Origin of the sequence: Alkalihalobacillus pseudalcaliphilus (assembly GCF_028610675.1) — a bacterium.
GTDB lineage: Bacteria > Bacillota > Bacilli > Bacillales > Bacillaceae_D > Alkalihalobacillus > Alkalihalobacillus pseudalcaliphilus.
Window position 1 is genome coordinate 771,576 of the sequence record NZ_JAQQWS010000001.1, and the last position, 13,444, is coordinate 785,019.

At 37.5% G+C, this 13,444-nt stretch carries 15 protein-coding genes and 1 riboswitch; of the genes, 3 read left to right on the plus strand and 12 right to left on the minus strand.

What is annotated here, in order from left to right:
- Positions 1-367: 367 nt before the first annotated feature.
- The 10 genes from PQ479_RS03725 to PQ479_RS03770 all read right to left on the minus strand — a co-directional run bounded on the left by PQ479_RS03725 (position 368) and on the right by PQ479_RS03770 (position 9,244).
- The gene (locus PQ479_RS03725; RefSeq protein ID WP_273716762.1) at positions 368-763 is read right to left on the minus strand and encodes an NUDIX hydrolase; all 396 of its coding nucleotides are present in this window, start codon (positions 761-763) and stop codon (positions 368-370) included.
- A gap of 342 nt (positions 764-1,105) precedes the next feature.
- Entirely contained in the window at positions 1,106-1,951 is an 846-nt protein-coding gene (locus tag PQ479_RS03730) for a sulfurtransferase (protein WP_047988957.1), read from the minus strand.
- 116 nt (positions 1,952-2,067) lie between these two features.
- Complete coding sequence (locus tag PQ479_RS03735; RefSeq protein WP_047988956.1) at positions 2,068-2,526, minus strand: GNAT family N-acetyltransferase; 459 nt, start codon at positions 2,524-2,526, stop codon at positions 2,068-2,070.
- A 39-nt stretch (positions 2,527-2,565) separates the two neighbouring features.
- Entirely contained in the window at positions 2,566-3,279 is a 714-nt protein-coding gene (locus tag PQ479_RS03740; protein WP_047988955.1) for a GntR family transcriptional regulator, read from the minus strand.
- An 8-nt stretch (positions 3,280-3,287) separates the two neighbouring features.
- A complete protein-coding gene (locus PQ479_RS03745; RefSeq protein ID WP_083991248.1) occupies positions 3,288-4,301 on the minus strand; it encodes a sugar kinase in 1,014 nt (337 codons plus the stop codon).
- Complete coding sequence (gene dagF, locus PQ479_RS03750) at positions 4,294-5,043, minus strand: 2-dehydro-3-deoxy-phosphogluconate aldolase (RefSeq protein ID WP_047988954.1); 750 nt, start codon at positions 5,041-5,043, stop codon at positions 4,294-4,296. The genes PQ479_RS03745 and dagF overlap by 8 nt, the downstream gene beginning before the upstream one ends.
- Positions 5,040-6,149 carry a DgaE family pyridoxal phosphate-dependent ammonia lyase gene (locus PQ479_RS03755; RefSeq protein ID WP_047988953.1) on the minus strand — a complete coding sequence of 370 codons (1,110 nt, stop codon included), beginning with the start codon at positions 6,147-6,149 and terminating at the stop codon, positions 5,040-5,042. The genes dagF and PQ479_RS03755 overlap by 4 nt, the downstream gene beginning before the upstream one ends.
- The gene (locus PQ479_RS03760) at positions 6,103-7,224 is read right to left on the minus strand and encodes an amidohydrolase/deacetylase family metallohydrolase (protein WP_047988952.1); all 1,122 of its coding nucleotides are present in this window, start codon (positions 7,222-7,224) and stop codon (positions 6,103-6,105) included. The genes PQ479_RS03755 and PQ479_RS03760 overlap by 47 nt, the downstream gene beginning before the upstream one ends.
- Before the next feature lie 149 nt (positions 7,225-7,373).
- The gene (locus PQ479_RS03765; RefSeq protein WP_047988951.1) at positions 7,374-7,931 is read right to left on the minus strand and encodes a DUF2179 domain-containing protein; all 558 of its coding nucleotides are present in this window, start codon (positions 7,929-7,931) and stop codon (positions 7,374-7,376) included.
- Positions 7,932-8,725: 794 nt separating this feature from the next.
- Complete coding sequence (locus PQ479_RS03770) at positions 8,726-9,244, minus strand: PTS sugar transporter subunit IIA (protein ID WP_047988950.1); 519 nt, start codon at positions 9,242-9,244, stop codon at positions 8,726-8,728.
- A gap of 197 nt (positions 9,245-9,441) precedes the next feature.
- On the opposite strand from PQ479_RS03770, the gene PQ479_RS03775 reads away from it, so the two are divergent.
- Entirely contained in the window at positions 9,442-9,534 is a 93-nt protein-coding gene (locus PQ479_RS03775; RefSeq protein ID WP_083991247.1) for a YjcZ family sporulation protein, read from the plus strand.
- 108 nt (positions 9,535-9,642) lie between these two features.
- Here the strand turns inward: PQ479_RS03775 and PQ479_RS03780 are convergent, their stop codons facing one another.
- A complete protein-coding gene (locus PQ479_RS03780; protein WP_047988949.1) occupies positions 9,643-9,918 on the minus strand; it encodes a holin in 276 nt (91 codons plus the stop codon).
- A gap of 159 nt (positions 9,919-10,077) precedes the next feature.
- Positions 10,078-10,179, plus strand: a riboswitch (purine riboswitch).
- A 93-nt stretch (positions 10,180-10,272) separates the two neighbouring features.
- Between PQ479_RS03780 and PQ479_RS03785 the strand changes: the two genes are divergently transcribed.
- Entirely contained in the window at positions 10,273-10,863 is a 591-nt protein-coding gene (locus tag PQ479_RS03785) for a xanthine phosphoribosyltransferase (protein ID WP_047988948.1), read from the plus strand.
- Between the two features lie 45 nt (positions 10,864-10,908).
- Complete coding sequence (locus tag PQ479_RS03790) at positions 10,909-12,423, plus strand: SulP family inorganic anion transporter (RefSeq protein WP_047988947.1); 1,515 nt, start codon at positions 10,909-10,911, stop codon at positions 12,421-12,423.
- 183 nt (positions 12,424-12,606) lie between these two features.
- Here the strand turns inward: PQ479_RS03790 and PQ479_RS03795 are convergent, their stop codons facing one another.
- On the minus strand, positions 12,607-13,350 hold the full coding sequence (locus PQ479_RS03795; protein ID WP_273716764.1) for an SDR family NAD(P)-dependent oxidoreductase: 744 nt from the start codon (positions 13,348-13,350) through the stop codon (positions 12,607-12,609).
- Between the last annotated feature and the right edge of the window lie 94 nt (positions 13,351-13,444).

The window sequence follows — 13,444 nt, forward strand, 5'->3', positions numbered from 1 at the left end:
TATGAAATTAAGGAATATATCACCAAAAAACTTGACGGTTTTGGATGCAGACGTGAACTCACTCTTCCTATTCTTACCTTGATTGGTAAACATACATATACTCTAGGACTTGTTTTATCGTAAAATATGGTTATCTACTTTAATAACTGTACACTTTTATTCAAATAATATAATTTTTATATGATAGCTCTTTTAACTTCTTAAGGATTACATTTCGCAGCCCTTATTGCTTAAATGTAAATTTTCATCTTCCTGATGATTTACCTATAAACTCTAATTTACATATATAAAATTATTAACAACTATGATGTCAACGTTTTGTTCAGGTTAAATTCTAACCTATACATTTGTATATGTAATTACAACACTAACAAAACCTACGAATGATTTCGAGATCCTCGGGATATACATGTTTAATTTTTTCTAATTCTGAAATAGGAATCCAAGCTGTCTCAACAATGGTCTGTTCCGGGTCATTAAAACCCTGACTCTCGCCAATCGCCTCCACTTCGAAATAATAAGCCGTAACACGTATGCTTTTGAGGAGCGTTTCTTTGACATATAATTGTTTGATCGTTTTAACGGTATAGCCCGTTTCTTCTTTCACTTCTCTTACACAGCATTGTGCAGCAGTTTCACCTCTCTCAATTTCACCAGAGGGAACAGACCACCCATCTACATCAGCATTTTTCACCATAAGCACTTCGTTCCGATTATTCAAACAAATAGCTGACGCCCCTAACCAAGTCTCCAGGCTAATCACCTCACATTAAACGTGTATGTCACACAAAACCCACATGGCGAAACCCAATTCACTTCGCCACCAACAAAGATGAAAGTAGTGTTTGGCCCTTTGACTGGTGGAACTTCATTCACTTTGATTTTGTTCTTTTTCTTTTTGAATGAATGGTGTTAGATGGTTTTGTGAACTCAAGAATTAGTAGCAATCCAGCGGACGAAAACATGCGGAGACTCCTGTGGGACGTAGTGGCAGTGCTGAGATCCAGCGGCGTAGCCGATTAGCTCAGCGCCACCCCACAGGACGCGCAGCATGATTTTCGGTAGCGGTGATTAACGCTCTATGTTCGCACTTTCATATAAAACACTAGCTTTTAATAACCGCAATCGGGCTATTCTCATAAGAGATCCAATCACTCCAACTTCCTGCATAAAGAGAAACATTTTGATAGCCTAATTCTTTTAATGCAAAAATATTCGGACAAGCTGAAACACCAGACCCACAATAAACGATAATCTCTTGTTCTTGCTCAATATCTTTAAAATGTTCAGCAAGCTCCTGTTTCGATTTTAACGTACTATCCGAATTAAATACATCCTTCCAAAAGTAATTCCTGGCAGAAGGAATATGACCTGCTTTTGCATCAATTGGTTCATGGAGCCCTTGGTATCGACCTGGTTCTCTTGAATCCATAATAACAGTATCCTGCTTCTTAATTGAATCTACGACATCCTCATAATGAAGAACGTGGAAAGCCGAATTGGTTTTCACTTGAAAATTTGTTTCTGAAAGCTCAGGAATTTCGCTTTCAACGTCCCTGCCTTCTTTTACCCATTTCGTCCAACCACCATCTAATATTTTTACATTTACCACACCAACCATTTGAAGCAACCACCATAATCGCGGGGCCGTCATACCCTCTTCATCATATACAACAACCAAAGATTGCTTTTCAATCCCTAGTCCCTGCAATGATTCCATGAAAGCTTGCTTATCAGGTAAAGGATGACGTCCACCATGCTCACTTTTTGTTCCAGATAAATGCTTATTTAAATCTAAATAATGTGCCCCAGGAATATGAGAAAAAAGATATGATTCATAGCCTTTTTCAGGCTCAGCTAATGAAAAACGCACATCAATAATCACTAAATTTGTCTCCTTTTGATGCTGACGTTCATTTAAATATGTGGTCGAGATTAAATGACTTTGCATCTTCTTTCCTCCCTAATCTTTTTTTCTAAAGATTTAACAAGCTGTTACAAGTTCTAAAAATACTGCTTGCTTCAGTATTTTCCATTCTGAAACAAACAGTATCTATTGTTCACATACTATCTTAACATTCCTTGATAAATACTTTTTTCTGACCCGGGAATTTCAATAGCACCAACCGCTTTTTTATAAAAATCAACAGGTCCAGCACTACCAATAATCGCATAGGCGTAGCCCATATGTTTCATCTCTAGTAAGCTTTGTATTAATAATTGCAAACCAATACCACGACCGCGGGCCTTTTCACTCACACCTGTTGGTCCAAAAAAACTTAATGCCGTGACATTGAAGCAAGCAAATCCAATCATTTGATTATCTTCTACAGCAATCAAACATGAAGCTGGATTTTGGGATAAAGCTACTTCCACTTCACTTTGCCATTGTTTTGAAAAATGTGTTCCCACCCACTCTGTTATGACATATTTCTCTGGTGGGATCGGTTTTCTTATCGTCCATGACTGTTCAGGCTTTTTTGATATTTCTGGTAATGTATATAGTGGTACTAATAAATCTCCCATACGTTTTATCCCCTCACTTTGACCATAATAGAAAAACAACTAGGCATCATAATTAACTACATATAATTGAAGATTCGTATTATAATAACCAACGCTATACTCTGTGACATCTCCTAATTCACCCATAGAATAACGTAAACGTTTCAATAAAGGAGTGTGTGTGACCACTTCTAATAAATCAGCAATATAAGCTGGTGCCGTTTCTACCGCAAATTCATCACGGAATTTTTCCAAAACAAGTTGATGGTCGGCGAGTAACTCATATAACGATTGATCATTTAAATCAGATTCTTCAAAATCAGCGAGCTCAATTGATAGATAATGAGTAAAATGAATGTATGGGTCGTTGTTTAAATAGTAGATTCGTTCTACTCTTACACATCGATCTCCAAATAATCGATAAGGCTCCGTGTCCTCTTCATTTTGCACAATTTCAGATTTTACGACCTTCTTTTTTATTTTATGACCTTTTTCCACAAGAACTTCAGTAAATCGCTTCCCTTTAGATAACTTGGAAGCTGAGGTATTTCGAATTACTTTCGTCCCTTTACCACTCTTTTTTTCTAAAAAGCCTTCTTGAACCAGTTCTTTAATTGCATTACGGATTGTAATTTTACTCACTTCAAATTCTTCTTCTAATTGTATTTCGGATGGAATATTTTCACCGATTGGGTAAAAACCATGAAGAATTCTGTCTTTCAGTACATTACGAATTTGTAAATATAATGGCCCTTTTTTTCTACTAATATTCATTCTCTTCTCTACCTTTCTACATCGCCGACCGATTCTGACATCATGCGAAGAATATCATTCTCAGAAGACATAGGCGTATCACCCTCAGTGGAATGAGCAATCATACTAGCCACTGTTGCAAAATCAACGGTTTCTTTTGCTGAAAAGTCCTGTTCATAACCATGTATGATTCCACTTGTAAAGGCATCGCCACTTCCAATTCTGTCATAAACAGCAAACGTTATCGTTTTTGAAAAAGTCATTGTTTCATCTAGATACATAAAGCCAGTCAGGGAATGCTGATTATCACGATGTATGTCACGATGCGTTCCTGCTATCTGCTCAATCTTGTAATGTCTCGCTACCTCAGGAATCACATCAAGTAGTTGCTCTTTTCTTGTTAAGTGCTCTGTACTAATCCCTAATATCGATATCGCATCTCTTTCATTCATCATAACAAGATCAGCCAAATAAAGCATCTTTTCATAATAGATTTTTGCTTTTTCATACCCATTTTCTCCCCATAAGGTCGGTCGATAATTACAGTCAAAAATCACTCTCTTGCCAAGTTCTTTCATGACTTTGGCAAGTGTCAAAACTTGTTCTCTCACTGCATCATTCATCGCAAGTGTGATGCCACAGAAATGAACCGCGTCAAGTTCTTTGGCGACTTGATGAAACTTATATTCAGCAAGCTTAGCCGTGTTAAAGGAGCTATCTAATCGATTCGTATAGGTTACTTTACTCGGTCTCACACCAAACCCTTTTTCTAAAAAATAGAGGCCTAAATAAGCATCTCCTCTTATTAAATAATCCGTATGTATGCCTAACCGTCTTAACGCAGCTTCGGCTGCATCTCCAACAGATGTTGCTGGCAGTTTTGAAATCAAATAGCCTTGATGACCATAATTAGAAAGAGCCGACAGAACATTGACGCCTGTTCCGGAGAAAGACATATGCAGAGAATCTGATTGCCTTAATAGCCTATGATCAGGTGTTTGCAAGCGCATCATAATTTCACCAAAAGCGCCTATTCTAAGCATATTGAAGAATCGCCTTTTTTGTTAGTTCTAATAACTTAGATACATCAGACACTTTCGTTAAGCCTGTTTCCTTATCAATAATAGAAGAATAGATATGGGGAATAATTTTTGGTACTCCTTCATTTAAAGCGATAGAGAGAATTTGCTGATAATTTTCTAAATCAATACCACCAGTAGGTTCTAAGCAAAAATGAGCATCAGCACAAGCTTTTGCAACCGCCTGAAATTCATCAATGGAAGCTAAACCATTCATCGGGAAATATTTCAGTGCGTGTCCACCCATATCCTTGACTAACGCAATAGCTGCTTCTACTGGAACCACAGCCTTATTAGACTCTGCCGCACTAAAAGGTCCGGTAGAAATATTTACATAACCGACTTGACCAGACGGCGAAACTAAGCTATTAATCCAGCTTTCTTCACAAAGATTACTAGCTGTTTGACCGACAAAAGGAAAGACTTGATTAATATGTGAGCCAGGATAGTGTTTGACAATGTCTGCAACTACCTTTGCTTGACGGTTATCTCCTGCACCTAACCCAATCGAAACAGCATCATCAATGGCCTCTCCATATAATCGCATCGCTTTTACTGCCTCTTCGACGGATGGATAATCTTTCGACAAAACCCCTACAACAACAAACCCTTCTGCTGCCTCGAAAACTTGTTTCGCATTCTCGACATCTTTAGCTAAAACATTGAGAGCAACTCGTTCTTGATAAAAACGTTTATCTATTTTCATCGGGATTCCCCCCCTAAAATTTCTATTAATCTAATAAATAACACATCTAGATCATCCTCTTGAAAAGAACGTGCATCTAAATCGAAGAAACCTTGACTCGCCCCATAATCTCTTGTATATACAGCAATTTTACCATATTTTAATTGCTGAACAACATCTAGAGCATGTAATTGGCTCACAGCGGCATCTAAACTTATTCGGGCACGATAAATTGCTCGTCCTGCTTCATCTTGAATAATGCTCACATGAACACCAGGAAATTTATTTAAATCCAAAAAACGTTCAAGCTTTTTCTTTTCTTGCTCGCTATTATCTATTTTTTCCTCATATTGATCGAGGGCCTGTAATAAACCAAAAATTTGTTCCTTTCCTACTTTCATTCCTCGACCAATTCCTGACATCTGCACCTTAACCATGTCCACATACTTTGCTTTGCCGCAAACAATTCCGGATGTTGGACCCTCTAGAGCTTTTGAACCACTATAGATAACGATATCGCCGAACTGAATATATGTTAATAAGTCTTCTTCAGCTGCCGCATCAATAATGAGTGGAATTTGGTACTTGCGACTTATTTCCGCCATTTCCTCTACAGTGAGCATATTTTTTTGCACAGCATGATGGGATTGCACAAATAAAAGTGCTACGGTTTTTTCATTGATAGCTTCCAAAACATCCTCTTTTTTTCCTTCGTTGGCATAACCAACTTCTATAACTTTACCACCACCTAAAGCAATCATTGTTTCAATCGGGGCTCCGTATTGCACATTATGGCCTTTAAGGATTAGAATTTCATTTTCTTTGATTTCTTCTTGATGTAATTTCAATGCCTTTCTCTTTTGACCTTTTGTAACGATTCCAGCAACCGAAAGAGCAATTCCACTTGAAGCAGAATTAACAACCAAAGCCGCTTCACATTTTAGCTTAGTCGCGATATACTCCCCTGAATTTTTCACTAATTCTGACATTTCAACGTATTTTTGACCGCCTTGTTTCATTGCTTCCATGACTGTATCTGTCGGAGCAGAAACACCTAAAATACTCATTCGCCCGCTAGCATTAATGACTCGCTTTAGTCCGTACTTCGCATGAATAGTATTCTCCATGAATCACGACTCCCTTTGCAACAATTTCCTGTGTTCCAATCCTCGTTTTACCGTGAGAATCCTCTAAATCCACTAAGTGATTCTCCACAGAAAATAAGGTTAAATGAGCGATATCTCCCACTTGAATTCTTCCTAACTCTGGCTTTTTAAGCCAATCGGCCGGCTGTTTTGTTACGCCATTAATTACCTCTTCTAAAGAGTACCCAATCGCTAGAAACTTCGACATTACTTTTGCTAAACTAAAAACAGGACCATTTAACCTATTTGTTTTATAAATATCAGAACTAATTGTGTTAAAATGGATTCCTTCGCATTTGGCATATTCAGCTATTTCAAAAGAAAAGCTGGCACCACCATGCCCTACGTCTAAATGGACGCCTCTTTTAACTGCGTCAGTCAAAACCTGTAAAGGCTTACCATTGTGATTAAATAAATTATTTTCTTTTCCATTTAAAAAATGAGTTAAAATATCATTAGTATCCAAATTAACAATAATCTCTTCAATATTTGGTGGCCCAGAGCCAATATGAACCATTAATTTCAATTCATTTTCTCTAGCCATCTCTTTCGCCAATAATAAAGGGGCGATTCCATTTTCACACACGACACTTTGACTTATTCGTGCTTTAAGTCCTACGATCAAATCTGGATTCTCAAGAATAGTCAGCTTTGCTTTTTCACGATTAATCCAGAGTAAATTGGACAGTTCATCTTTTCGACTCAAGCCAATTTGTGAGATATTTAGAAATGCCAGTACATTCGTTTTTGCTTGATTCATTTGAACAACAAACTCATCAAAATGATCCGCCCCACAACTTCCTGCATCCACAATTGTTGTCACGCCTTGTTTGTATCCAATTTCATCAGCTAGATCTCCGTATGGATCAAACTTTGAAAAGGCATGGACATGCATATCAATCCAACCACTTGATATATACATTCCTTGGCATGGTATAATTTCTCCTTGTGCCGTCCCGGCTTCAGCTAATTCAACGATTCTTTCTCCTTCAATAACAATATCTAAATATGTTCCATCTATTCTCTGAACTTCTTGTAGAACGAAACGCCTCTCCATCTCTCACACCCTCTTCTCTCCACGGTCACAACATAAATATAACATTATAATGTTAAGTTAGCACAGTTAGTAGCAGATGTAAATATAACATTATAATGTTTATAAAATTTTACATGAAAACTTTGGATGTATCATATATGGACTTGCTTCTAATTTTCTTGTGATTGCTTTGTCTTTTTCAAGAATTTTTCTCGACGTGTTTTCATCGCCTTAGTAATATAACCACCTTTAAAGCTTCTTGGTTCAAATGAGACGATAAAAGCACTAGGCTCATACTCACTAACAATACGAATAAACTCTTTCTCACGATCCCTTCTTGCTGTACATGCAAGTAAGACTCGGACAGAATTCATACCCTCTAATTCGGATACGGATACACTAAATCCAACTTCACGTAACCGATGAATAAGATCGTCGTTTCGATTCATGATATTAACTTCAATTGTGACATAACCGATGGCAAGCCTTTCTTCAATAATGGCTCCTATATATAAGCCGACCCCAAACCCTAATGCATAAGCAATCATATTAAGGTAATTGGATAAATCAGCAAAAACTAGTCCTAACGCGACAACATAAACAGCACCTTCTAGTACCCCGACTGCTGCAGCACGTTCCTTCATGCCTTTAACCATCATAATCGTTCTCACAGTTAAAATTGGAACGTATAAAAGTTGAGTTGCGAAAATAATTAATGCACTAACCATAAAAATAAAGCCACCTTTCTATTGAGAACTTACCGTTCAAACTCTCTCAAGAGTACTAAATATGCACTTATTTGACTACCGTTTTTTTATGTAATTTTTTGCTATTATTTTTGTCTATATTGTAAGGGAGTTCGCTTCTTTCTATACAGGTTTAAATAAGTTCATTTCTAGTATTTTTTATATGAAAGTTACTTAGGGTCGATAGTTTGTACCGTGAAGTTAGCTCGTTATCCTTCTCGCGATAAATAACCTTAGTAGGACCGTGCTCCCTGTTTAATCAGGCCGACTCCTGATGGTGATTGAGTTGTAAACGTGCCAACAGTTTAAACAGTCGCCACTACTTTCATCTTTGTTGTTGGCGAAGTGAATCGGGCTTCACCATATGGGTTTTATATGAAAGTTACCTAGGGACGATGGGATGTGCCTCGTAGTTAACTGGTTCTTTAATCTCTTCGCACCTTTTCGTGCAGATACTCCAAGGTTTGGCTTCTGCATCTTCACGTTAAACACCTCTTTGTGCAGTTACTCCATGATTTGGCCTCAGTATCTTCAGATTAACTGCCTCTTTGTTCAGTTACGCGTTCGTTTCTTCTCTGTATCTACACATTAAACTCCTCTATGTGCAGATACTTACTCGTTCTTTATCCGTATCTTCAGATTAACCCCCTCTTTGTTCAGTTAGAACATTGGAACGGCATTGAGAAAAAGAGAGTTAATTCTTATCCTTTTAGTCACCATTTTTTTCATAAAAAAAGTAGTGGATAGCACAAAGGCTTTCCACTACTGTTTATTTGTTAGGCTTGAATATCAATGACGGGTGTTGCCCCTGCTTCTACATGCTCAGCGGATAAGACTTTTACTTCTTTTAAATCATCTTGATTGGTAATAACCATTGGTGTAATTGTACTATTGGCTTTTTGCTTCACTAGCTCTAGATCAAAATCAATTAGTGGATCGCCAACTTTAACTTGGTCACCTTCTTTGACATGAGCCACAAAACCCTCTCCATTCATTTTAACGGTTTCTAAACCAATATGGATTAGAACCTCGGCTCCATTTTTGCTTTTTATGCCAATCGCATGTTTTGTTGGGAACAACTGAATAATTTCACCATCAATAGGAGAAACAACTTGTCCATTATCAGGGCGAATCGCCACACCATCACCCATCATTTTCTCAGAAAAGGTTGGGTCTGGAACCTCACTAATTTGTACAAAACTCCCCGTTAATGGCGACATCACTTGTACTGAGCTTACTTCATTTGTTACTTCCTGTTTGTTCTTTTTATCTAATCCAAATAATTTCTTTAACATCATAAACACCTCAATCGTCATTTTCAAATTTCATTGTATCATGTATATACAAGTTTAGCATTATTTCTATATATGATACTTTTCCACGAGAGGATTTATCTAAAACATTTTATTTTATGGAAAATGGGCGAAAAGCCCAAACCAATTCCATGAATGACCATACACTGTAGGGAAGAGTTTAGAAAGGAGCTGGGGAGATGGGTTACGGTTTTGAAGGCGGATTTGGTTTTACTTTCATCGTAGTATTATTCATTCTTCTAGTTATTGTAGGCTCTGCTTACATTTGCTAATGAAATAGACGAATGAACCGGCCCTATCACGGTAGGGCTCTTATTACATAATTATTTGAAAGCAATGAAACATTTAAAAACAAATTCCATTGCTCCACTAAAAAAGAACTACTCTTCGTTCACCTTATTTTTCGTAAAGCCTTTCCGATCATTTCCAATTTCAAATAAGCCCGTTGCTGATAAACCTGCAATTCCTCCTGCCCAAAGCCTTAAGGCTAGGTCTAAATCTGTAAAAGGATATGCGACTCCACCAACAGCTAAACCAACGACAAAAGAAAGTAAGGGAATATAGTTTTTCGGAATAGATACTGTTCTTTTCACTAATTGTACTAGTGCTAATATAACAGGACTTAGGATCGTCGCAAAAATTAAAATCGTCTCCATAAAAATCACCTCAGTTATTTAATAGACAAGCCTTACTTCATTTTATGACTTATTCAATTCTCCCATTCTTGAAATGTGAAAATATTTAGATTAATGTTTTTATTTCATTAGATGCAAAAAAGGCTTTTCTTGACACAGCATTTGCTCTATACTAACGAATATAGTTTATCGAAAATAACTCATATAATAGCGAGGATATGGCTTGCAAGTTTCTACCAAACTACCGTAAATAGTTTGACTATGAGTGAATAATGACACGTACACATTGATGATCATGTGTTTATTTCGTCACTTATTCACGCATAGCGTGGGTAAGTGACTTTTTTATTTTTTTACTAAAAAGGAGGGGTTCACGTGGAGCTCTTAAAAACAGCAATCCGTGAAAAAGGAAAGGTTTTGTCAGATGAGGTTCTAAAGGTCGATCATTTTCTCAATCACCAAGTCGATACCTCACTGATGATAGAAATTGGATTAGAGTTTGCTAGACGGTTTGAAGACGACAAAATTACGAAGGTATTAACCATTGAATCATCTGGTATTGCCCCAAGCTTAATGGCTGCCAATCAATTAGCTGTCCCACTTATTTTTGCACGAAAAAAGAAATCATTAACGATGAATCAAAATGTATTTGTGAGCCAAGTCTACTCTTTCACAAAAAGAGAAACGAATGATATTACCGTTTCAAAAGATTTTCTTCAAGAAGGTGATCGAGTACTAATCATCGATGACTTTTTAGCAAATGGACAAGCAGCTAAAGGTCTAATTGATATTGTCAAACAAGCAAACGCAGAAATAGCTGGCTTTGGTATTGTCATTGAAAAATCGTTTCAAGATGGACGTCAACTACTTCTAGAACAAGGGTACCGTGTTGAATCATTAGCACGAGTTCATGCTTTAGAGAATGGCGAAGTCAAATTTGTAGATGAATTAATAGAATCCAAATAGAATCCGTGTGGCCTTTTGTGCGCAAAAGAGAAAGAAGGGAATTAAATGTCAGCTAAAAGTATCGTTTATCCTTGGTACAAAAAAGAGGATACAGATGCCTTTTTTGCCTTATTACAAAACAATCTAGCCAACTTTGTGTTAATTGCCGTAACGATGTTAGGAATGGGGTTTCCTGCTAGTATCGTTTTCGGAAAAGTAATACCAGGTGCTGCTGTAGCGGTCATTGCCGGTAATTTATATTATGCTTATACGGCTAACCGACTTGCTAAAAAAGAAAATCGAACAGATGTTACAGCACTTTCTTATGGAATTAGCACACCTGTAATGTTTGTGTTCTTATTTGGAATTTTAGGACCAGCCCTTGCTTTAACAGGTGATCATGAATTAGCTTGGAAAATCGGTGTCGCTGCTGCATTGATTAGTGGTTTAATTGAGGTATTAGTTTCATTTACAGGAAACTGGGTTCGTCAAAATTTACCTCGTGCTGCTTTACTCGGTGCGTTAGCTGGGGTTGCCTTAACATTTGTAGCTGGAGAGATGCTTTTCCACACATTTGCAACACCTGTTGTAGGAATTGTCGCTTTAGCTATTATCGTAGTTGGTATCATTGGGAAAGTGGTCATGCCATTTAAAATTCCAACGTCACTTTTTGCTATCATTATCGGAACCATTTTAGCTTTTGCATTTGGCTATCAATCTTTCACTGATTTCACCAATGCGTTTGAGTTTATTGGATTTTATCCGTTCCTTCCAACCCTCTCATTTTTTGAAGGCTATCAATATTTATTCGGAGCTTTAGTTGGATTGTTCGCTGTTCTTATTCCTATTTCTTTATACAACGCTGTAGAAACAATGAATAATGTTGATGCGATGTCTGCTGAGGGAGATTCTTACGATGTTCGTGAATGTCAAGCTGTTGACGGTATGGGGACAGTAATCGGTGCGTTCTTTGGTGGTTTATTCCCAACAACTGTCTATATTGCTACAGTCGGTTCAAAAAAGATGGGTGCTGGTCGAGGTTATAGTATTTTAAATGCCGCTGTGTTTGCGGTTTTAGCCTTGACAGGTGCGATTGCTGTATTATCAGCCTTAATTCCGATGGCTGCGATTGCTCCTATCCTTGTTTTTGTCGGTATTTCAATGGTTGCAACAAGTTTCTCTTCTAATGAGAAAAAATATTATCCAGCTGTCGCATTAGCTATGTTACCTTATTTAGGAAACTATATGATGACTCGTTTTAACAACGCGGCTCCAGAAGTTGTCGCTGGTATTTCTGAAGGAATTGTTCCTCTAGGACAAGGTGCTATGTTTACAGCGATTATTATTGGTGCTATTACTGTATGCATAATTGATAAAGACTTTATAAAAGCAAGTGTCTTTTCATTGATTGGTGCGGGCTTATCTTTTATTGGCCTTATGCACGCTCCATCACTAACATGGAATGCAGCACCTGACTTTATGGTTGGTTATCTTCTCATTTCACTCTTTTTTGTATATCTACATTTTGCCGCTAAAAAAGGACAACAAAGGATTGCTGAACCTAAAAAGCATGCTGCATAAAGGATAAGGAAAAGGACGAACCGTGTTCGTCCTTTTCTCTGTGTTTGCTGGCGGCGGAGTGAATCGGGCTTTGGTATGAAAGTTACTTTGGGGCGATAGTTCGTGCCTTAAAGTTAGTAGGTTCTTTATTCCCTTCGGCTCTTTTCGTGACTTTACTCACCATATGCAATTAACGCTCCACTGTTAGTGCTCGTATATCATCTTTTTCGTCATACCGCCATCAATGGATATATTTTCGCCATTGATAAAGCTATTATCTGGATTTGTTAGAAATAAGCACGCGCTCGCAATATCCTCACCTACACCAACTCTTTTCGAAAAGTGTTGGTCGTGATCTATCTCTCTTAAATCATTCTCTTTCCCAAAGTAAATCCAGCCTGGGCTTATGGCATTGACCGTTATTCTCTCATTTTGTAAGCTTGCTGCAAGAGCATGAGTGATCGAAACAACACCACCTTTAGATGCTGCATAGGCTTCACTATTTGGCTCGGACATTGCAGCCCTAGTAGAGGCAATATTAATAATTGAGCCTCCAGTTTGTGTTTCTTTCATACAGGCTGCCACGGCTTTAGACATTAAGAACACACTTGTTAAATTAGTATGTAAAACATCATTCCATTCATCTAACGATAATTCAAATAATGACTTCATCTTTGAGACACCGGCATTATTTATTAAAATATCAATTTGTAAGGTCTCACGTTTAATTTGTGATACAGCGATTTGAATGTCTTCTTCACTTCTAATATCACAAGGAATCGCACGAACCTCAAGTTGATCTTTTCTTAAACGTTCAACAGCCTCATATAACTTCACCTTATTAATATCTAATGCATAAACAAGATCTCCACGATTGGCAAACATTTTTACAATAGCCAAGCCGATACCTTGTCCAGCACCTGTCACGACGACAACACGTTTTTCCATTATCTACCTCCTACTTTACACCTTAGTGATTTCTGTCACTAATATTCCCTATAGTAGTTCATATCCAGCTCGTTACGTTTCCTTTCAAAAATAA

Coding starts and splice junctions, on each gene's coding strand:
- PQ479_RS03745 (WP_083991248.1), bottom strand. CDS start 4,301: ATGCTTAGAATAGGCGCTTTTGGTGAAATTATGATGCGCTTGCAAACA.
- PQ479_RS03775 (WP_083991247.1), top strand. CDS start 9,442: ATGGGTTACGGTTTTGAAGGCGGATTTGGTTTTACTTTCATCGTAGTA.
- PQ479_RS03755 (WP_047988953.1), bottom strand. CDS start 6,149: ATGGAGAATACTATTCATGCGAAGTACGGACTAAAGCGAGTCATTAAT.
- PQ479_RS03760 (WP_047988952.1), bottom strand. CDS start 7,224: ATGGAGAGGCGTTTCGTTCTACAAGAAGTTCAGAGAATAGATGGAACA.
- PQ479_RS03790 (WP_047988947.1), top strand. CDS start 10,909: ATGTCAGCTAAAAGTATCGTTTATCCTTGGTACAAAAAAGAGGATACA.
- dagF (WP_047988954.1), bottom strand. CDS start 5,043: ATGAAAATAGATAAACGTTTTTATCAAGAACGAGTTGCTCTCAATGTT.
- PQ479_RS03770 (WP_047988950.1), bottom strand. CDS start 9,244: ATGTTAAAGAAATTATTTGGATTAGATAAAAAGAACAAACAGGAAGTA.
- PQ479_RS03730 (WP_047988957.1), bottom strand. CDS start 1,951: ATGCAAAGTCATTTAATCTCGACCACATATTTAAATGAACGTCAGCAT.
- PQ479_RS03740 (WP_047988955.1), bottom strand. CDS start 3,279: ATGAATATTAGTAGAAAAAAAGGGCCATTATATTTACAAATTCGTAAT.
- PQ479_RS03765 (WP_047988951.1), bottom strand. CDS start 7,931: ATGGTTAGTGCATTAATTATTTTCGCAACTCAACTTTTATACGTTCCA.
- PQ479_RS03735 (WP_047988956.1), bottom strand. CDS start 2,526: ATGGGAGATTTATTAGTACCACTATATACATTACCAGAAATATCAAAA.
- PQ479_RS03780 (WP_047988949.1), bottom strand. CDS start 9,918: ATGGAGACGATTTTAATTTTTGCGACGATCCTAAGTCCTGTTATATTA.
- PQ479_RS03795 (WP_273716764.1), bottom strand. CDS start 13,350: ATGGAAAAACGTGTTGTCGTCGTGACAGGTGCTGGACAAGGTATCGGC.